The 22208-nt window shown below is 35.1% G+C and carries 15 protein-coding genes; 12 read left to right on the top strand and 3 right to left on the bottom strand.

Going from position 1 to position 22208, the window contains the following annotated elements:
* Positions 1-42 precede the first annotated feature (42 nt).
* The 8 genes from B0A65_RS05045 (at position 43) to B0A65_RS05005 (ending at position 15567) form a co-directional block, all read left to right on the top strand.
* The gene (locus B0A65_RS05045; RefSeq protein ID WP_074657845.1) at positions 43-1644 is read left to right on the top strand and encodes a Na+/H+ antiporter; all 1602 of its coding nucleotides are present in this window, start codon (positions 43-45) and stop codon (positions 1642-1644) included.
* A 190-nt stretch (positions 1645-1834) separates the two neighbouring features.
* Positions 1835-2872, top strand: a complete 1038-nt coding sequence (locus tag B0A65_RS05040) for a LacI family DNA-binding transcriptional regulator (RefSeq protein ID WP_074657847.1) — start codon at positions 1835-1837, stop codon at positions 2870-2872.
* A gap of 623 nt (positions 2873-3495) precedes the next feature.
* Positions 3496-6660 carry a SusC/RagA family TonB-linked outer membrane protein gene (locus B0A65_RS05035; RefSeq protein ID WP_089069610.1) on the top strand — a complete coding sequence of 1055 codons (3165 nt, stop codon included), beginning with the start codon at positions 3496-3498 and terminating at the stop codon, positions 6658-6660.
* Between the two features lie 13 nt (positions 6661-6673).
* Positions 6674-8305, top strand: coding sequence for a RagB/SusD family nutrient uptake outer membrane protein (locus tag B0A65_RS05030; protein WP_074658332.1), 1632 nt, complete (start codon positions 6674-6676; stop codon positions 8303-8305).
* A 37-nt stretch (positions 8306-8342) separates the two neighbouring features.
* Positions 8343-9713 carry a glycan-binding surface protein gene (locus B0A65_RS05025; protein WP_074658334.1) on the top strand — a complete coding sequence of 457 codons (1371 nt, stop codon included), beginning with the start codon at positions 8343-8345 and terminating at the stop codon, positions 9711-9713.
* Between the two features lie 62 nt (positions 9714-9775).
* The gene (locus B0A65_RS05020; protein ID WP_074657849.1) at positions 9776-11983 is read left to right on the top strand and encodes an endo-1,4-beta-xylanase; all 2208 of its coding nucleotides are present in this window, start codon (positions 9776-9778) and stop codon (positions 11981-11983) included.
* Between the two features lie 185 nt (positions 11984-12168).
* Complete coding sequence (locus tag B0A65_RS05015; protein WP_449403982.1) at positions 12169-13806, top strand: GH35 family beta-galactosidase; 1638 nt, start codon at positions 12169-12171, stop codon at positions 13804-13806.
* A gap of 789 nt (positions 13807-14595) precedes the next feature.
* Positions 14596-15567: a hydrogen peroxide-inducible genes activator gene (locus B0A65_RS05005; protein ID WP_074657855.1), complete on the top strand. Its 972-nt coding sequence runs from the start codon at positions 14596-14598 to the stop codon at positions 15565-15567.
* Between the two features lie 161 nt (positions 15568-15728).
* On the opposite strand, the gene B0A65_RS05000 is transcribed toward B0A65_RS05005, so the two are convergent.
* Both B0A65_RS05000 and B0A65_RS04995 read right to left on the bottom strand, forming a co-directional pair.
* Positions 15729-16505, bottom strand: a complete 777-nt coding sequence (locus B0A65_RS05000; RefSeq protein ID WP_074657857.1) for an alpha/beta hydrolase — start codon at positions 16503-16505, stop codon at positions 15729-15731.
* 82 nt (positions 16506-16587) lie between these two features.
* Positions 16588-17004: an OsmC family protein gene (locus tag B0A65_RS04995; RefSeq protein ID WP_026985352.1), complete on the bottom strand. Its 417-nt coding sequence runs from the start codon at positions 17002-17004 to the stop codon at positions 16588-16590.
* A 742-nt stretch (positions 17005-17746) separates the two neighbouring features.
* Between B0A65_RS04995 and metN the strand changes: the two genes are divergently transcribed.
* From metN to B0A65_RS04970, 4 genes are all read left to right on the top strand, one after another.
* On the top strand, positions 17747-18778 hold the full coding sequence (metN, locus tag B0A65_RS04985; RefSeq protein WP_074657859.1) for a methionine ABC transporter ATP-binding protein MetN: 1032 nt from the start codon (positions 17747-17749) through the stop codon (positions 18776-18778).
* On the top strand, positions 18771-19424 hold the full coding sequence (locus B0A65_RS04980; RefSeq protein ID WP_074657861.1) for a methionine ABC transporter permease MetI: 654 nt from the start codon (positions 18771-18773) through the stop codon (positions 19422-19424). Before metN ends, B0A65_RS04980 begins: the two co-directional genes overlap by 8 nt.
* A 43-nt stretch (positions 19425-19467) precedes the next feature.
* The gene (metQ, locus tag B0A65_RS04975; protein WP_074657862.1) at positions 19468-20286 is read left to right on the top strand and encodes a methionine ABC transporter substrate-binding lipoprotein MetQ; all 819 of its coding nucleotides are present in this window, start codon (positions 19468-19470) and stop codon (positions 20284-20286) included.
* Positions 20287-20713: 427 nt separating this feature from the next.
* A complete protein-coding gene (locus tag B0A65_RS04970; protein ID WP_074658337.1) occupies positions 20714-21388 on the top strand; it encodes a transposase in 675 nt (224 codons plus the stop codon).
* A gap of 139 nt (positions 21389-21527) precedes the next feature.
* On the opposite strand, the gene B0A65_RS04965 is transcribed toward B0A65_RS04970, so the two are convergent.
* Positions 21528-22208: contractile injection system protein, VgrG/Pvc8 family (locus B0A65_RS04965; protein WP_089069609.1), on the bottom strand; the 681-nt coding region annotated here is incomplete at its 5' end.

Raw genomic sequence — 22208 nt, 5'->3', positions numbered from 1 at the left:
TTCTAATTTTAGTAGAACCCAAAAATCTATAAACAGCAGTAAATGGAAAATATCACCGTAATTATCATGTTACTATTTGGAGTTGCTTTTCTTAGTCTGGTAAGTAAAAGATATAATTTCCCAATTCCAATTGTATTAGTACTTTGTGGTGTAGTTATCAGCATAATTCCCGGACTTCCGGTTATTGCCCTGAATCCTGAAGTCGTTTTTATTATTTTTTTGCCTCCGCTTTTATATCACGCCGCCTGGTATACGAGTTGGTTTGAATTTAAAAAAACAATTAGGCCAATTACACTTGCTGCAGTTGGTTTAGTTTTGTTTACAACTATAGCTGTGGCCTTTGCAGCACATTGGCTGATAGATGATATGTCCTGGCCGTTAGCTTTTTTATTGGGTGCTATTATTTCGCCTCCAGATGCAGTTTCGGCCACTTCAATAACAAAAGGTCTTGGTCTTCATCCGCGTCTTATTGCACTCCTTGAGGGGGAAAGTCTGCTCAATGATGCCAGTGGATTAGTAGCGTATAAATATGCATTAGCTGCTATTTTAGCTGGAAATTTTGTTCTTTGGGAGGCTGGTTTGAATTTCTTTATTATGTCAACGCTTGGTATCGCGATAGGTTTAGTAGTAGGTTTTGTTATGAGTTTTGTGCATAAAAAGTTTGTTTGTGACGATATTATTGAAGCAACATTAACACTTTTAACACCTTTTGCTTCCTATTTAATTGCAGAGCATTTCGAATGTTCCGGTGTGCTTGCTGTAGTAACGACCGGACTATATCTTTCGGCACGATCAGGCACTATTTTTACGCATGAAAGCCGCATTATGGCGGTAACCATTTGGAGTATTCTTACCAATATTTTAAACGGTCTTATCTTTATATTAATTGGTTTACAGCTTCGTCATATTATCATCGGAATCAGTAATTATTCTGGCAGCTCTTTGTTTATATGGGGAGCGAGTATTAGTGCAGTTGTTCTTTTAGTCCGTTTTCTATGGGTAATTCCGTCCACATTATTGCAGAAGTACTTAAGCAGTAAGAATAAACAAAAAGAAGAGTTTGATTATCGCAACATGATCATTTTTGGCTGGTCCGGAATGCGTGGTGTTGTTTCTATGGCGGCAGCTTTAGCTTTGCCTTTAATGATGAATGAAAAAGAGGCATTTCCTTTGCGTAATCTTATTATTTATCTGGTTTTTTGCGTTATCCTTTCCACGTTGGTTGTTCAGGGATTAACACTGCCATGGCTCATCAAAAAATTAAAAATTCAGCCTTATTCTATTATAGCCGAAGAATATGAAATAAGAAATGTTATTGTTTCTGAAACAATTGCCCATATTGAAGATAACTTTTCGCTTCTCAATGACGATTTACTTCACAACATTAAAAGTAAATATGAAGTGAAGTTTAATCGTTTGCAGAAAACAGAACTTCCGGCTAATTTTTTTGGAAAAGGTAATATAATGGGAGGGCAAATATTTAATGAGTTCACCAAACTTCAAATAGATTTGCTGAATGTAGAACGGGCAAAATTAGAAGTGATGCACAAACAAGGATCCGTCAATGAAGAAATTTTTCGAAAAATAGAAAAAGAACTGGATCTTGAAGAAACCCGTTTGTGGATGGAGATGTATGAAGATTGAGATTAATTAGACAATTAGATAATTAGATAATTAGATAATTAGAATGTTGGAATTTATAATTTTGAATTTTGAATTTGGAATTTTTATTTTTGGAATTTTGATATTAAATAAACGCTAAAAAGGAAGCTTCTTTAGAAGAAAATATACTTGTTGTAAAATAACTTATATTTACATTTTATATATTTAATTAATGGAAGAGAATAAACACGTAACGATCTATGATATTGCAGAAAAGCTAAACCTGGCCACCTCTACAATTTCAAGAGCTTTAAAGGATCATCATTCTATAAGTGATAAAACGATCAAAAAAGTTAAAAAGGCTGCAAAAGAAATGGGATTTGTACCCAATACTCTTGCTGCAGGTTTGCGTGGCAACAAGACAAAAACTATTGGTGTGCTGATACCAACAGTTACACAACCCTTTTTATCCTCTTTAATTAGTGGTATCGAAATTACAGCTCAAAAATCGGACTATTCTGTTATCATTATGCAATCGCATGACTCGTATCATGAAGAAGTGAATATGGCAAAATCCTTATATAGCAACCGTGTGAGCGGTGTTATTTGCTCGCTTGCTATGGAAACCAGAGATACTTCGCATTTTCATCAATTTTCAAACAATAATATTCCGTTGGTTTTTGTCGACAGGGTTCCAAAAGATTATAATACTTTCAGGGTTGTAATTGATAATTATTCTGCAGGTTACAAAGCCACAAAACATCTTATAGAGCAGGGTTGTCTTAGAATTGCACATTTAACGGCGGGTTCGGAATTTGGAAACCTTTACAACGAAAGAAAAAGAGGGTATGTCGAAGCCTTAAGAGATCATAATTTACCTGTCGATGACGAATTGATTATTGATCTGAAAGCTGTTACTTATGAAGAAGGGGTAAAGGCAAGTAATAAATTGTTTGATATAAAACCACTTCCTGATGGCGTTTTTGCGTCAGGAGATATTATTGCGGTCAGCGCGGTACAAACCGCCAAAAGAAGAGGTTTAAAAGTACCAGAAGACATTGCTATTATTGGCTTTAATAATGATCCAATCTCTCAAATTATAGATCCTAATTTATCGACCATAACGCACCCTGCTGAAAAAATGGGAAAAGCGGCTGCAGATATTATTATAAAAAATCTGAAATCGGCTAAAAATGAAGATGTACAGGAAATAGCTTTCTTAAACACGGAAGTACTTGTGCGTGAATCTTCTAAAAGAAAAGAATCCTAATCAATTGGTTTTTAGATTTAACTTGTTTTAAATTAAATACTTACCCTTTATTTTAAAAGATAAAAAATATCAGCAATGATTTTTTAATAATAAAAACTCCTTTCAATTCGATTGAAGGGAGTTTTTTTTTGTTTTACAGGCAACCGATTGTTTTTACATGATGTTTATTTAAAGCTTGTGATTCAAACATCTCCATTTTTCTTCAAATCAACAGGATCGTAACTGGCATTGCACTCTTAACTCTTATTTGTATGAATTATTTGAATTTACTTTTTTGAAGGGAAACTAAAGCAGAAAAATTATTTTACAAGATGATTTTTGTGTTTTTTTTAAATAAACAGACAATCTTTCTTTTTATCTACAACGTTTTCGTTGTTTATAATTACTATTTTATGAATTATTTAATATTTTGTGATTAAAAATACTGATATGATTTTTTTAAACATGATTTTTAATTAAATTAAAATAAAAAAATTAAACAACCGGTTGTGTGTTGTTGTAATTTATATATATTTGTTTTATAAAGGTGAAATACGGATTCGTTTTCAGTGCGAAATGAAAAATTTTAAGCCTTTATAAAAAACTAACTTAAACCTTACATTAACTAATTAAACCAACCATTTATGACTAACTTTTTAATTACTAAAAGCAAATCAAAATACTTTAAGAATTTGGGTTTCATGATCCTGTTGTTTGTATTTTCTGCTTCGGTAAATGCTCAGACAACTGTATCAGGAACAGTTTCAGATAGTAGTGGACCGTTACCAGGAGTCAATATTATTGTAAAAGGAACAAAAACAACTGCAGCTACAAATTTTGATGGTACTTATTCTATTCAGGCAACACCAAATGCCGTTTTGGTTTTTAGCTTCATAGGCTATAAATCAAAAGAAGTTTCCTTAAATAATCAAAGTCAGATTAACGTAACACTTGAAGAAGATTTAAATAGTTTAAAAGAGGTTGTTGTCGTAGGATACGGCACAATGAAAAGATCAGATTTAACCGGAGCTGTATCTACTGTAACCAGTGCCGCAGTACAACAATCAGTTGCAACGACAATTGATCAGGTTTTACAAGGTCGCGCAGCGGGTGTTCAGATTCAGTCGAATAGTGGCGCCCCGGGTTCCAGTTCTTCAATTCGTATTCGTGGTATCAGTTCCTTAAACGGATCAAACGAACCCATTTTTGTAATCGACGGTGTTATTATTGACGGATCTACAAGTTCTGTAAATACAAATCCGCTTGCGAATATCAATCCGGCTGATATTGTTTCGATGGACATTTTAAAAGATGCATCAGCAACTGCCATTTATGGATCAAGAGCGGCAAACGGAGTAATCATGATTACTACAAAACGTGGTAAAAAAGGCGATATGGTCCTGAATTTTGACAGTTATGTAGGTTGGCAGGAAATTCCGAAACATTTAGATTTATTAAATCTTAAAGAATATGGAACACTAAAAAATACACGTTCTGATTTAGGAATCGTGCAACGTGATAATTATTTCATCAGAACAGACTTGTTGGGTGAAGGAACAGACTGGCAAAAAGAATTATTTGATACTGCTTTGATGCAAAGCTACAATTTATCAGCTTCTGGCGGTTCAGACAATACAACCTATGCTTTAGGAATTGGTTATTTAGATCAGGAAGGTATTGCTATCGGATCTGGATTTGACCGTTTCAATCTTAGAGGAGTTGTAGATTCTCAGGTAAAAAGTTTTTTAAAAGTGGGAGTAAATTTTGCTTTAAGCAAAACCAATCAGACTACAACAGTTCAGGATGATGCTTTAATTTTAACAGCGCTAAAACAAACGCCAAACGTCGCAGTTCGTAACGCTGATGGTACATTTGATGGTCCGGATACCAAAGAATTTGTTCAAAACAATCCTATCGGTCTGGCTTCTATCAAAGACAATCATAATATCAATTACGGAATGAGAGCGAATGCGTATGCCGAAATTGGTTTTACAAAAGACCTTAAATTCAAAACAACTTACTCGTTAGATTACGGTTTTGCCAACAATTATACCTTTAATCCATCCTATACTTTTGGCGCATTGGTAAATGATGTAAGAGAAGGTTCAAGAACAAAATCGAATAGTGAATTCTGGAGCTGGAATAATGTTTTAACTTATGATAAAACGTTTGGTAATCATAAAGTTGTTGCCTTATTAGGGCAGGAGATGCAGGAATCAAACTGGGAAAATCTTTATGGATACCGATCAGGGTATTTGACGAATGGCGCAACAGATTTAAATGCCGGAGACGCTACAACAGCTAAAAATTCAAACGGAAGTAATACAAGTTCAATAAGTTCTTATTTCAGCAGAGTGCAATATTCGTTCAATGATAAATATTTCGTGACCGGGACAATAAGAAGAGATGGTTCATCAAAATTTTATAAAGACAATCAATGGGGATGGTTTCCATCAGCGGCTTTGGCCTGGAAAGTATCCAATGAAAATTTCCTGAAAGACAGCAAAGTAATCAGTAATATGAAATTGCGTTTGGGATGGGGAGAAGTTGGTAGCCAAAATGTACCCAACTATGCTTATACCTCAACTTATAATGCTTCTGCAACCAATTGGGGAACAGGGTTATTGGCAGCAAATACAGCTAATAAAGATTTGCAATGGGAAACAACAAGTTCAAGCAATTTAGGTCTCGACATTAGTTTCTTAGATAACAGAATTGAGTTGGTTGCCGATGTTTATTACAAAAAAACAGATAATTTGTTATTGCAATTACCACTTCCGGCTTACGTAGGGACAACTGGGCAAGGATCAACTTCTGCTCCGTGGGTAAATATTGGTTCTCTTGAAAATAAAGGGCTTGAGTTCACATTGAATACTTTAAATATGGACAGAAAAGATTTCACCTGGAGAACGAATGTTACTTTCTCTATGAACAGAAGTAAAGTATTGGCACTAAATACAGAAACCGGAATCTTAAATAAATCACTTCAACAAGGTTCTGATGTAACCATCGTTACGCGTACAGCAGTAGATCAGGCTATTGGTCAGTTTTATGGCTATAAAGTAATTGGTCGTTTTGAAAAAGCAACTGATTTTTATTATAAAGATGCAGCCGGAACAGTAAAACCAACCGCTTTACCAGAAGGAATGGCAATAGGCGAAAATGGGGTCTGGATTGGAGATTATATTTTTAAAGATGTTAATAATGATGGTGTAATCAACGAGAAAGACCGTGATTATATTGGTAATCCTAATCCTGATTTTACTTTCGGAATCAACAATTCATTTTCTTTTAAAGGATTTGACGTAAGTATTTTATTAACGGGTTCTTATGGAAATGATGTGGCAAATTACCAAAGACGCTGGTTAGAAAATCCTCGTGAAAACACGAATTTATTGTCATCAGCTTTAGGATATGCGCAATTGGGCTTAATTGATCCGTCAGGACCAAATGATTATCGCAACGTACAAATTGTTGGCGGAGATCCTTATATGCCAAGAATTGCAGCTTCATCAGCAGCATCGGCTTCTAACTATCGTTTCAGCGACAGATTTATAGAAGATGCTTCGTATGTAAGAGTTAAGAATATTTCAATTGGTTACAACTTGCCAAAATCATTGTATTCTAAATATGGTATTTCTAACATCAAAGTATATTCAAACGCTCAAAACGTATTAACATTCACAAAATACAAAGGTTACGATCCTGAGGTTGGATCTCTTAATCAGGATGCGCTGCTAACTGGTATTGACAACGGACGCTATCCATCGCCAATGATCACTACTCTTGGATTAAATGTTAATTTCTAAATTTTTGCAAACTATGAAAACAAAAAAAATATTTTACTCTGTTCTTATGATCGCATTGCCATTTGTTTGGACTAGTTGTAGTGATCATTTAGATGTTGAACCAAATGATCAGATTACAAAAGAAAACTTTTATAAAACGGAAGCTGATTTTCAGGCCGCAACAGGACCATTGTACAATAAAGTTTGGTTTGATTTTAATGACAAATTCTATTATGGTTTAGGAGACGGACGTGCCAATAACTTATATGCGCCTTATTCAGATTATATTTATCCGTTTACTGATTTGTCTGAAACCGGGTTAACAGGACCTTTGGTTTCTGCCTGGGGATCTTTGTACAATGTGGTACAGCAATCGAATAACGTGATTATTGGTATTTCGGATAGTGGAGTTAGCGCAACTGTGAAAAATAAATATATCGCAGAAGCCCGTTTTATGAGAGGTACAGCGTATTGGTATTTAGCCTCACTTTGGGGAGATGTAATTATTACGACGGATCCGAGAGAATTGGTTAAAAACCCAATTGTGAATAAAAATCCGGTAAAAGATGTTTATGAATTTGCTATTCGTGATTTAGAATATGCTGCAAAATATCTTCCGGAAACAGCAGGTCAGGCAGGAAGATTGACAAAATATAGTGCTTACGGAATGTTATCTCGTTTGTACTTGTCATTTTCTGGTTTAAGTGATAATCCAAACAGCGGTACAAGAAAACAGGAATATCTTGACTTAGCTAAAAAAGCAGCTGAAAAAGTAATTGTCTCAGGGCCATATAAATTAGCTGCTAATTATGAAGATTTATTTAAGGTAGACAACAACAACAATCTCGAATCGATGTTTGCGTTACAATGGGTTCCTAACGGAGATTACGGTGTAACCAACACACAACAGGCCTATTTTGCATTAGGTTCTGATATTACTGGAGATGATACAGGTTGGGGTTACTGGACAAGAGCTTCTTATAATGTTTTACAGGAATATGAGCCTGCAGATAAACGTCGTAAAGCGACCTGGATGGCCGATAATGATGTTTATCCTGAAATCAATAAAGCAAATGGAGGTTATACGGTTGATCATACCAATGATTTCCTTACCGTTAAAAAAGGAGTTGTTGGTTCGACAAAAGACAATGCTAAAACGTCTCGTATGAACTCAGGTTTAAATACTTATATGCTGCGTTTGGGTGAAGTCTGTTTAAATTATGCGGAAGCAGCGTTAGGAAATAATGCTTCTACTGCCGATGGTCTGGCTATATCAGCAGTAAATACACTTCGTATGCGTGCAGGACTTGGTGCTAAAACAACATTAACGTATGCCGATATCATTCATGAAAGAAGAGTGGAGTTGTGTATGGAAGGACAATATTGGTATGATTTGGTACGCAGATCGTATTACAAACAACAAGAAGTTATCAATTACATAACAAGTCAGAATAGAGGAACTATAGTGCCGATTTTGTATGACAATACAATCAACAAAGTAACAATTGACGCTTCAAAAAGTAACAGTACTCGTTCTATAGGTGTAATTGATGCTACTATTTTTCTTATGCCTTATCCGGAGTCTGAATTGGTTCAAAATCCTTTGTTGAGAGAAAACCCGGTTCCTTATGAGTTTAAAGAGGAAAAAATAAAAGACTTGTTCTAGTAGTATGAAAAATAATAATTTAAAAAGATTGATCAATATGAAGCAATATATATTAAATAAAAAATATTGGGCACCCCTTGCATTTCTTGGCATGATGTGCTGTGCGTTGCTGTTTACCTCTTGCGATAATAGCGATTCGGCAAGTAAATCAATAGCAGTCAGCAAGGTATTTCTGGAAGATGTTAATTCGTCTGTACCGGACAGAGAAGTAAGTTTTGTAAGACTGGGACAAACCATCAGAATTGAAGGTTCCGGATTTACCGGACTTAAAAAAGTTTACATCAACGGTTATTCAACCTATTTTAATGTTGTTTTTGTTTCTGATAATTCAATAATTCTTTCTGTATCTGCTGACACGCCAACTATAGAAGCAGATCCGGGTGAAAGAAATACAATCCGTTTTGTAAATGACAATACTGAAACCGTATTTCCATTCCAGATTCGTGCATCAAGACCAACTATCAGCAGTATTTCGAATACAATGCCAAATCCGGGCGAAAAAATCACGGTTGCCGGTTCTGGATTAACTGAAATAAATAAAGTAGTTTTTCCTGGAAATGTTACAGTAACAACGGGAATTACATCAGATCCTGAGGGAGAGTTTTTTACGGTTATAATGCCAAACGGTGTTTCAGATATTGGAGGTTCACTATTCGTTGAAGGTTCAAACGGAGGTGCTTATTCTCCTGCTTACTTTAACTTCAAAAAAGGTCTTTTATTGAATTTTGACGGAAGCGGATCTCACGGTTATTGGGGAACTTCAACGAGTATGATTCAGCCAGAAGATTTACAATCAACAGCAATTGGAACAGGTACTATCTCGCAAGGAAAATATGTTCCGCATCGTCCGGCCCGTATTGCTTCTTTTGATGCGGCAAAAAACCGTTGCACTGAAGTTTGGACAGCAGGAAATGGCGTTGATAACTGGAGAGCGCAATTAACACCTTACATTCCGGCAAATACAGCATTAGATAAAGTAGCATTTCAGTTTGATATGTATGTTCCGGAAGTTTGGCAAGACTCTGGTTTTTTAAAATTGTGTATGATTAATAATTTTAATGGTGGAGAATGGACAGGAGCTTGTTACAACTTTGTACCATGGATTTTAGACGGAAAATCAACTGCAGTAAGAACAGATGGCTGGGTTACGGTTACCATTCCTTTAAATAAATTCTATGCCTGGTCTAAAGAAGCTTATACATTCGAAACTGTTTTGGCGTTTCGCGAAGCTGCAACCTATCAGAATTTTGGTATTTACTTCGAAAATTCAGACATTAAATTGAAAGATGTTACCGGAACTGATAGTACTGTAGAGTTTCCTTCAAAAGCAACTTCTGTAAAAGTGTATACAGACAACTGGAGAATCGTTTCATTAAACACACCAACTTATAATGATTTCCCTAATTAATATGAATCTCTAAAAGAGGAATTTAAAAGTGAAAAATCATATAATTTAAAAAATAGAACAAAATGAAATACAAATATATAATTCCAATAATTGCTTCCTCATTAATGATTTTATCATCCTGCGATGATAATTTAATGGAGTGGGAAAAAGATCCGGAGCACGGCGCTGTAACCGGAGCAGAATTGCCTTTAGAATTGGTTGAAAAAATCAGCCGTTATGAACCCTTAAAAACCTACACAAATTTTGTTTTAGGAAACGGAATTGGAGCTGATTTATACATCAGCGATGCTGCCTACCGCAAATTAGTAAATGAAAACTTTGATGAAGTAACACCAGGTTATGCGATGAAACATGGCGCGATGGTAAACTCAAAAGGAGAAATTAATTTTAAAACAATTGATGATTTTATTACCGCTACCAAAGCAGGAGGTTTAAAAGTTTTCGGTCATACTTTGGTTTGGCATTCCAACCAAAATGCGAGTTACTTAAACAGTATTATTGCGCCAACTGTAATTCCGGGTTCAAGCGGAACCAATACACTTGACGTTGCGGGTTTAAAAGCCGGAACATTTGCAAATTGGGCCAGAAATAATCCTGGAAAAGGAATTACAATTGTTGCAAATGCAGGTTTAACCAGTACTTCACAAGCTATTCAATTGGCCTCAAGTGCTACATCGGTACAGCCTTATAGTTTACAATTGACTTCTCCAAATACTGCAATTGTTGCAGGGCATAATTATGAAATTTCATTTTATATCAAATCGGATGTAGCAGGTAAAGGACGTCTTTCTTTTGGATCAACATTAACGAACCAATATCCGTACAAAGACTGGTATAATACCGGTGGATCATGGGTGGAGGCTTTTGCAACAACATCGCAATGGCAACAGGTTAAAATTAAACTGGCTCCCGGGGATTTTAAAGCCGGAAGTACCAATTTTCAATTTAATCTGGATTTAGGTTATTTACCAAATGTTACTTATTTAATTGATGTTAATACTATTGCAGTTGTCGATTTGGATGCTCCTTCGGGAGTTGTAAATTTAGTTGCTAACGGAACATTTAATTCAGGGATTACAGGCTGGAGTAAAGCAAATGGAGCGGATAACGCATTGAGTCTTGCACCTGCAACAAATGCTTATGAAGGAAGTGGAGCTATGAAAGTTATTAATGCAACAGATAATCCGGGCCTTCAATATAAAACTCAAATACAAACAGTATTTACTACTCCTTTAACGGCGGGTAAAAATTATACGACATCATTTATGATTCGTTCAGAAGCACCGGGTTCTATGCGATGCTCAACAACACCCGGAAGTTTAGCAAATTATCAGGGTGACCAAACCACTTCTGCTACCTGGAAATTAATTGAATGGAAAATTACAGCCAAAGGAGGAGAAACGGGGCTAAGCTTAGATTTAGGATTATTAGCCGGAACATATTATATAGATAATGTTACAGTAACAGATGGTTCAGCGTCAGGAGGAGGCGCTACGGCACCGGTAACTATTGATAAAACAGCTGCTGAAAAAACAATTATTATTGGTAATGCCATGCAGGATTGGATTTCTAAAATGATGACACATTACAAAACCAGCGTGTTTTCATGGGATGTGGTTAATGAACCAATGAGAGAAGATGGGACGATGAGAAACGGAACAGAGGGAGATACTGCAACGGATTATTTTTCATGGGTACAATATCTTGGAAAAGATTATGCTGTAACCGCGTTTAAACTGGCTCGTCAGTACGGAAATTCAACAGATAAACTTTTTATCAATGATTATAATCTGGAGTCTAGTTTAAGCAAATGTGATGGTTTAATTGAGTATGTGAAATACATAGAAAGCAAAGGCGCAACTGTCGATGGTATCGGAACCCAAATGCACATTTCGTTAACAACGGACAAAGACAAAATCGTTCAGATGTTCCAAAAATTAGCTGCCAGCGGAAAATTGATTAAAATTTCTGAATTGGATATCAGGTTAGGAACAAATGCACCAACTGTTGCCCAACAAGCCTCTCAGGCCGAAATGTACCAGTATGTAATCGATATGTACAAAAAATACATTCCTGCGGCACAACAATACGGTGTAACGATCTGGGGACTTTCTGATAGTGTGAAAGAACATGAAAACTGGCTTCCAAATGAATCTCCAAACCTTTGGGATGCGAATTATGTTCGTAAACATGCTTACAAAGGAACCGCTGATGGTCTTGCCGGAAAAGATGTTAGTAAAGATTTTTCAGGTGAATTAGTAAAAAAATAATTTTCCATATTACCTTAATCCATATTATGAAACTCCCCCCAGTTTCATAGTATGGATTTTTTTTTTTTGAGCTACAATCTGAGCGGTTCCTAAAGCTGAACAAGTACAAGAACTACTAAAAGTAATTTGTGAAAATGTGTGCAATTTGTGGTTAAAAAATATAGAGTTTACGTTTTAATATTAAAATGAGTTATATGTTCGATTTCTTAAATATTAGATTTTTTTTGCTGACTTTATTAATAGTTCAATTCGGCTTTAGCCAGAATAAAATACCTCATCTTCAAAAAAAGGGAAATAAAACACAATTGATGGTTAACGAAAAACCGTTTCTGGTTTTAGGTGGAGAATTAGGCAATTCTTCGGCTACTAGCATGGAAAGTATGGAGAATATTTGGCCCAAACTAAAAGACATGAAACTCAACACGGTCTTAACACCCGTTTATTGGGAATTGATTGAAAAGGAAGAAGGTAAATTTGATTTTTCATTAGTAGATGATTTAATACTAAGAGCCCGAAAAGAAGATTTAAAATTGGTTTTCCTTTGGTTTGGATCCTGGAAAAATAGTATGTCAAGTCATGCGCCGGCCTGGGTGAAATTAAATCAGAAGAAATATCCGAGAATAAAAAACGATAAGAATAAAAGTCATGAAATACTGACGCCTTTTAGTGAAAACAATTTGAAAGCTGATATAAATGCTTTTCAGAAATTAATGGCACACCTTCGTGATTTTGATCAGAAAGAACAAACCGTAATCATGATTCAGGTTGAAAATGAAATTGGAATGCTGCCAACCGCAAGAGATTATTGTCCACAGGCAAATGAAGCTTTCAATAATGAAGTGCCAGCAGAATTAGTACATTATCTTCAAAAGAATAAAGAAAGATTAGCTCCCGAATTTTTAGAAATCTGGAAAGTAAATGGTTTTAAAACAAAAGGAAATTGGGAACAGGTTTTTGGAAAAAGTCTTCAAACCGATGAGATTTTTATGGCCTGGTATTTTTCTAAATTTACCAATGCTGTTGCCAAAGCCGGAAAAGATAGTTATGCGATTCCGATGTTTGTAAATGCAGCTTTGAACGCAGCCGGGAAAAAACCTGGAGAATATCCAAGCGCTGGCCCTTTGCCACATCTTATGGACACTTGGAAAGCCGCAGGAAACTCGGTTGACTTTCTATCGCCTGATTTCTACAATCCGTTGTTTAAATATTGGAACGACTTATTTACGCGTCAGGGCGATCCGTTATTTATTCCGGAACATAAATTCGATAAAACTGCACCATTCAAAGGACTTTATGCGATTGGTCATTACGAAGCTATTGGTTTTTCGCCTTTTTCTATTGAATCGGTTGAGGATGCCAAAAAAGAGCCTCTCGGAAAAATATATGATTTAGCACAACAATTAACACCAGTTATCGAAGCGAATAAAGGATTACACAAAATAGATGGTGTTTTATTAGATAAAGAAAACCAGTCACAAATTGTTCAGTTAGGTGATTATGAATTTACTTTTAAACACGACTACACCTTAAATTGGTCTGATGATGCCAAAGAAGCAACCTGGCCTATGACAAGTGCAATTATAATTGAACTTACACCAAATGAATTCTATATTGCCGGTTCGGGAATTGTGGTCACTTTTAAACCAGTAAAAGATACAACACGTAACGCCGGAATTTTAAAAGTCGATCAGGGAACTTTCGAGAATAAGGTATGGAAAACATTCCGTCATTTCAATGGCGACCAGACCCATCAGGGAAGACATGTGAGAATTGCCGTTGGAGACTATGAAATTCAAAAAGTTCAATTGTATACTTATGAATGAAACTATATTGTAATAATAGTTAAAAGTGCTTAAAGTTTTAAATACTTTTTTAGATTAAGTAATTTTATGCTCAAATTGAATTTGAGAAATTACTTACTATGATATATTTTACATGAATAATAAAAACGTCTGTGTCTTTAATCTGTTGTTTGATTAAGGAATCATAGTCCATTAGTTTAAACTGCTGGATCATGTCTTTTTTTAGATATTTTATAATAGATTCAATACTGCGTGTATCATTATCCTGTTGTTTTTTTAATTCGCGCTGTTTGCTTTCCAAATATTGTACACTTTTTTTTAATCTCTGAAGTTCCAATTTTTCCAATCTTAATACTCTTTATAAAATTTAACGAAACAAACGATAACCCGGAAGGCCATTAAACTCAATATGCTCCAAAAACTTTTTCATTTGAATTTAAGCCATTCCAGAGTACCGCTATATTGACACTTACGTACAATTTGAAATTTTGGTTTTGTTAAAATTTACAGAATTTTTAAAAAATGTTATAAAATTTCCATATTTATATTTTAAGTAATTGATTATGCGTTTTTTATAAAAAGAAGTTTTTTTTATAATTTTTTTTATTTGATGCAACAACTTTGAGGTTTAACCGCAAAGTACGCCAGGCATTACGCAAAGTTCGCAAAGCTATAATCAGAAAGCTTTGCGAACTTTCTTTTTTATAGCGTACGTCACTTAAAAAAACTTTGCGGACTTTGCGGTTAAATTTTTCAGTTTTATAATTAAAATTGATATTTTCTTATCTTTATAAAATAAAATTATAATCAATGACGATCCAGCAATTAAAATATATTGTAGCCTTAGACGAAGAACGCCATTTTGCAAGAGCGGCCGAAGTTTGTATGGTCACACAACCCGGACTAACGATTCAGTTAAAGAATCTGGAAGAAGAAATCGGAATAAAGATTTTTGATCGAAATAAAGTGCCACTAACGCCCACTATATTAGGAACAGAGATTATCAATCGTGCAAAAAAAATTCTTCGTGAAGCAGATGAGATTCGGGATTTTGTAGTCAATGAAAAAAATCTTTTGGAAGGAGAGATCAAGCTCGGAATTATTTCGACTTTATCACCGTATCTTATTCCGTTGTTTATTAAGGCGATGAAAGAGGCGACTCCAAAAGTACATTTCATTATCCGGGAAGCCAATACCGGTCAATTAATGAAGGATTTAGAAACAGGAGCGCTTGATGTGGTAATTATGGCTACTCCAACAGGAAATCCCAATTTAATTGAACATCCCGTTTTTAAGGAACCTTTTGTGGCCTATTTGAATGAGTCCCATCCCATGGCGAACAAAGACTTTTATGAACTGCAGCCCGGAGATAAAACCGAATTATTATTGCTGCATCATGAGTTTTGTTACAATGCACAACTATTGGATATCTGCGGTTTAAAATCTTCAGATAAAATAAAAGAGCAGTTTACTTACGATATCAGTTCTATAGAAACTTTAAAAAACCTGGTCCGCGCACATTTGGGATTTGCTATTATTCCGCAGCTTTCTATTTTAAATGATGCGCCATCCGGACTTTTTAAACCTTTCACAGAACCTATTCCCGTAAGAGAAATCAGTCTGGTGGTTTCCGATTCTTTTTCGAAGAAATTAATCCTGGAAAAAATGAACGAAGCGATCTGGAATTCCCTTCCAGAATCCCTCAAAAAAGATTTCGCTTATCGAAAAATCCGCTGGAACGATTCGCCTTATTTTGTGAAAGCCATTAGTAAGTTTATGTAATTTAAACACATAGAAACATAGTTTTTTCTTTGTCGAGAAAGGCGTTTCACTTGCTTGAAAACACATAGCTATGTGTCTTGAAACAAGTGAAACGCCTTTTTGCAGTATAAAAATCTATGTTTCTATGTGTTTAAATACTTAGCTCAAAGCTGAAACAATTATTATTTTTTCGATGCCTCAATAATCACATTAGCTACTTTTGCTGGTTGTGAAATAAAAACCACATGGCTTCCTTTTATTTCTGTGATTTTCGTGTTAGAACGTTTGTACATGGCACGCTCAATATCAGGGTTGATGCTTTTATCTTCAGTTGCTACAATTCCGTAAGAAGGTTTATCTCTCCAGGCCGCTTTTGTAATAGGCGTTCCGAAACCTTGTGCGTGGAAAGCACCTTGAGAAGCAAACATAAAATCAGCTTGTTCTTTGCTTAAGTCGCCTGCAAAACCAGCGTGAAATTTAGCTTTGTCATAATAAGCGATTCCTTTGTCATCTGGAGGCAGAACACCATTTTCAGGAGCAGGAGGTGCAGTTTGCAACCATTGAATAGAGTTTTCTCCGTTATCAGGCTGTAAAGCCGCTACGTAAACTAATGCTGCTACTTTTGGGTGATTTCCAGCCTCAGTAATTACAGTTCCGCCCCAAGAATGTCCTACCAAAATGGTTGGTCCGTCTTGTTTGTCTAAAGCTAAATTAGTTGCTGCAACATCGTCTGCCAAAGAGCTTAAAGGGTTTTGAACGATCGTTACATTATATCCTTTTTTAGTCAAAATTTGGTATAATCCCTGCCATCCTGAACCGTCTGCAAAGGCACCGTGTACCAATACAACGTTTTTAATTTGTGGAGCAGCAGTTTTAGTTTGTGCGTTAACATTTACAGTTGTAAATACTAAACTTAAGATTAAAGTTGCGAATGCGAAATAGCGATTAATTGTTTTCATAATATAAATTTTAGATTGTTGATTTTAGATTTTGACATTGAAATTGCCATTGATTTTTGATATTGATTTTTGATATTGATATTTAGTTTAATTTTACAGATAATGTGATTTCTGTATTAAGAAGTTTTGAGATTGGACAGATTTCTTTTGCTTTTTGAGCTGCCAGTTGAAAATCTTCTGCAGAGATTCCAGGTACTTTTCCAGTCAATTCTAATTGAATTAAAGTAATGGTTCCATCTTCGAAAGTAACTTTTGCTACTGTATCTAAATCTTCTGGTACAAATCCAGCTTCAGATAATAAAAAGCTTAATTGCATGGTAAAACAGCCTGAATGTGCTGCTGCGATTAATTCTTCAGGGTTGGTTCCAACTCCTTGTTCAAAACGGGTTTTGAAAGATAATTGTGCTTCGTTCAAAGTTGTGCTTTGTGTACTGATGGTTCCTTTTCCTTCCATTCCAGTACCTTTCCAGTTTGCGTTTGCTCTTCTTGTAAATTTCATGATTTCTATTTTTTTAAGTTGTTTTAATTATTTAAAATCAATTGTTTGATTTTGATGAGACAAATGTATGGCGGGTATGATTATTAATCAAATTAATAATTTTTGAGTGTTATTAAAATAATTTATAATGATTGAATTTAGAGTTCTTAGAGAAGGAAAGAAGCTTTATAAAATTTTTAGGACTGAAAGGGTTAGAATATAGAATATAGAATATAGAATATAGAGTATAGAGTATAGAGTATAGAGTATAGAGTATAGAGTATAGAGTATAGAGTATAGAGTATAGAATATAGAATGTAGAATATAGAATGTAAAATGTAGAATGTAAAATGTAGAATGTAAAATGTAAAATGTCGAGTATAGAGTATAGAATAAAGAAAAAAGAAGTTATAGTAACGTATAACGAATAACCAATAACAAGTAACGAATAAAGAATAACGAATAATGAATAAGGAATCAACGATTAAACAAATAAACAAATAAACTTAATTAATCTACTATGTTGATAGGTTAATAAAAGTTTTGATGATTTATGGGGTTAAATCGAAAAATACTCTTTAAATTTGCAACCGCAATGAGAAATAACAGTCACAATATGAAGAATTATTATAACAGCAACAAAATGATGTGCTGGGATACTGTAATGATTGTATGGGCTTCTATATAAAATAATACTATTTTTTCGAAAAGCCTTTCATGAGTAATTTGAAAGGCTTTTTTGTTTTTAAACTAAAATTAAAGAATGATTGAATTAAAAAACGTTAGTAAAACTTTTCATCAGAAGGACCGAATTGTTTCGGCGCTATCGGATGTCTCGTTAAAGGTTCCGCCAGGGAAAATTTTTGGTGTAATCGGAACTTCGGGAGCGGGGAAAAGTACTTTAATCAGATGTGTTAATTTACTGGAAAGACCTACTTCGGGAGAAATTATTGTGGATGGAAAATCCCTGATACAATTATCAAACGCTCAGCTTGCTATTGAAAGAAGGCAAATCGGAATGATTTTTCAGCATTTTAATTTACTTTCTTCGAGAACAGTCTTTGAAAATGTTGCTTTTCCACTGGAATTAGCCGGAACTCCAAAAGCAACAATTAACGAAAGAGTTTTAGAATTGCTTCAATTGGTTGGTTTATCCGAAAAAGCAAATGATTATCCGGCAAGTCTTTCGGGTGGACAAAAACAAAGAGTTGCGATTGCCAGAACATTGGCCAATAATCCAAAAGTTTTATTGTGTGACGAAGCAACAAGTGCATTGGATCCCGCAACTACAAGATCTATTCTGAACTTACTGAAAGATATTAATCGCCGACTTAACATCACGATTTTACTGATTACACACCAGATGGAAGTGGTAAAATCAATTTGTGATGAAGTAGCCGTAATTAGTCACGGAAAACTGATAGAGCAGGGAAGTGTGGGTGAAATTTTTGCAGACCCAAAACACGAACTGACAAGGGAATTTATAGCTTCTTCTTTGCATTTGGATATTCCTCCCGTTTATCTGGAAAGATTACAGAAGGAAGATGGCGAAAATTTAAATCCGCTACTAAGACTTGAAATGACAGGAAAGTCAGTAAATGAGCCTGTAATTTCAGAAGTTTCACGATTATTTGATACTAATTTTAAAATTATTAGCGCCCAAATGGATCAGGCTGGTGAAGTTAATTTTGGAATTATGCTGATCGAGTTATCCGGTAAACGCGAAAACTACAAAGCTGCAATCGAATATTTTATATCAAAACATATTAAAACAGAAATCATAGGTTATGTCTGAATCCATTATTGAATTATTATTAAAAGGAACCTGGGAAACAATCATCATGACATTTTTGTCTGGCTTTTTTGGCTTCCTGCTAGGCCTTCCAACAGGTATCTTGCTTTTCCTTACCCGAAAAAATCAAATATTAGAACAACCCGCTTTAAATAGAGTTTTATCTGTTTTAGTGAATATTTTCCGTTCGATTCCCTTTATTATCTTAATTGTCTGGATGATTCCGTTTACTCGTGCCATTGTCGGAACCTCTATTGGTGTTAGTGCGGCATTGGTTCCGTTAAGTATTGGTGCAGCACCCTTTATTGCACGATTGGTAGAAAATAGTCTTTTAGGTTTGCCATCTGGATTAATTGAAGCCGCAAGAGCTTTAGGTGCAACCCCTTTTCAAATAGTATATAAAGTATTATTGCCGGAAGCGTTGCCTTCTTTGATCAATGCAGCATCCATTACTTTAATCACGCTTGTGGGATATTCTGCAATGGGTGGAGCAGTAGGAGCAGGTGGTTTAGGACAGGTGGGCTATCAGTATGGCTATATTGGTTATGATGCGGTAACGATGAATTCGGTATTGGCTTTATTGGTGATTCTGGTGTTCCTTATCCAGTTTGCCGGTGATACTTTATCAAAACGATTTGACCACAGATAATGGTCAATTAAAAATTTAGAATTAAAAATTAAAAAATATAAAGATGAATACTAAATTAAATTTCTTTAAAACAGCCGGAATTATAGCCTTATCACTTGTTTTATCCAATTGTGGCGAAAACAAAAAGAACGATCCGCACCATATTAAAGTGGGCGTTGCTTCCGGACCAGAATTAAAAGTGGCAGAGGCGGCTAAAAAAGTAGCCAAAGAAAAATACGGACTTGAGGTGGAACTGGTTTCGTTTAATGATTATGTAATTCCAAACGAAGCGTTGAGTCAGGGCGATATTGATGCCAATGCTTTTCAGCACAAACCTTATTTGGATGAGCAGTCTAAACAACGTGGTTATAAATTAGCCATTATCGGAAAAACATTTGTGTATCCGATTGCGGCTTATTCTAAAAAGATAAAAAGCCTTTCCGAATTGAAAAACGAAAGCACTATCATTATTCCAAATGATCCAACAAACGGAGGTCGTTCGTTATTGCTTTTAGAAAAAAACGGTTTATTGAAATTGCGTGCCGGAGTGGGTTTACTACCAAAAGTAACCGACATTGTAAGTAATCCTAAAAATCTTAAAATATTAGAATTAGAAGCGCCTCAATTGCCTCGTGCCTTAGACGATCAAAATGTTTCGATTGCTATTATCAATAACACTTTTGCTTCTCAGGCAGGTTTGGTTCCGGCGCGTGATGCCTTGTTTGTAGAAGATAAAGATTCTCCATACGTAAATCTGGTGGTTAGCCGCGAAGACAATAAAAATGAAGAAAAAGTAAAACAGTTTCTTCAGGCATTCCAATCTGCAGAAGTAGAGCAGGCAGCTATTCGTGAATTTAAAGGAGGGGCTGTGAAGGGCTGGTAATTGATGGTAAAATATGAGAATCAGAAAAACCGGCATAAAATCTAAAGGGATTTTATGCCGGTTTTTTTGATATTAGTATTGCTAAGAAAATCTAATGTTTAGTCTTTCTAATACCTTGTTTTATAATTTACAATTATTGGTTAGCGCTTTATTTTTTATCTTATTTCTTTTCTAAATGCATGAATAAAAATATAAATATTTTCCTTCAAATTTTTCGATTGCGTTAAGATTATATACTATATTAGTTTAAAGAATTTAATAGTATTGAATCGATTCACATTCCGGATACGTGATAAATTGGCATCTATATAATTTAGATTGATTGGCGTTACGTGAGACGCGATAAATCGCGTCTGTACTTTGCAGATTATCATGATTATATAGAGATGATCGATTGCTTCTGTTTTAGAAAATGAAAATAAAAAAAATGATAAAATTTCAGAATAAATATCGCATTCCATCTGCCAGATTAGAAAATTGGGATTATGGTGCAAATGGCGCCTATTTTATCACAATATGTACGGATAAAATGCAGCATTATTTTGGGGAGGTTTATAAACGCGAAATGCAATTAAATGAATTGGGAAAATTAGCTCACGATTTATGGCGGGAGATTACCAACCAATTTCCATACGTCGAATTAGGAAATTTTGTAATCATGCCCAATCACATGCATGGAATATTAATAATAAATAAATCCGTATCCGTAGAGACGCGATTCATCGCGTCTCCTCCTGAAAATGCAGATCCAAATCAGCCATTAAATGATAGTGATGTAGATCCGCAAATAATTGATAATGAAACCGCAGAGACGCGATTAATCGCGTCTGTACTAGATCCGCGATTAATTGATTATGAAATACGCATATGCAGTGGCGGGATTGCAGGGGATAAAAATCCGATGCTAAATGAAAATATATCACGTATTATTCGATGGTATAAAGGAAGGTGTAGTTTTGAAATGCGTAAAATTCATGCTGATTTTAAGTGGCATTCCAGATTTCATGATCATATTATCAGAAATTCTAAATCATTTGATACTATTCAGACTTATATAGAAAATAATCCTTCCAAATGGGGAGAAGATAAATTTTATAAATAAAAAAAAAAGCCATCAATGCGAACCTGCCTTATAAAAAAAATAATGAGGCAATTATTTTATTTAAAGAAATTGTTTGTGAAATCTTATTGCTCTTCTTGAGCTACATGTATTTTTAGATACACATATTCTTTTTGAGTTTCTATATCAATCCCTGATTGAAACCAACCGATTTTGCAAAACGATCCTGACTTCCGCTGGTGCTTTTTTCGGAGGCGTTTTTGATGTTTACTGCGTTGTTGGGATCGTATCCGCCGAAAGAAGTTTTATGCGAAACCAAATGCGCCTGAATCTTAAATTGATGAAGTGAAGAACCGTTAATGAGTTTTATTTTGCTGGTTTTGGTTTGCCCAAATTGCATGCGCATGCCGTCGAAATAAAACCATTGTCCGTAACGTGTTGCTAATCGTTTCAGGAATTCAAAACTGGTTTCGTTGTACTGCGGTTTGTATTTGAAGGGTTTTGTGAAAGTGGGCAAAATGGCTTCGCGCTGATAAAATTCTCCGGAACTTTCTTCTGAAAAGATTTCCAGTGCAATATTCTGCAGGTTCTTTTCGAGAAAGATTCTGGATTTTTTCATGTCGTCAATGACAATGGTGTGGCTGATGCCGGAAACCAATATTCCGGCCGGACTTCCGTGGCGGTCAACCGATTCAACGCCGTTTATGATACCTTTAGACATTAATTGAATGCCGTTGACTTTAAACGTGAAAATAACTTCTGCGCCTATGTGCTTGCTTAATGCAGCCGCCTGATCAGCGGGCTCGATTACGGCTTTGGCGGTATACTGCCACATAAAAGAAAAATAATGATGCTCAGCCAT

The organism is Flavobacterium frigidimaris (assembly GCF_002217275.1).
Classification (GTDB): domain Bacteria; phylum Bacteroidota; class Bacteroidia; order Flavobacteriales; family Flavobacteriaceae; genus Flavobacterium; species Flavobacterium aquidurense.
Note: the sequence above shows the minus strand (reverse complement) of the source record. Positions and strands in the feature narration are given on the sequence as shown.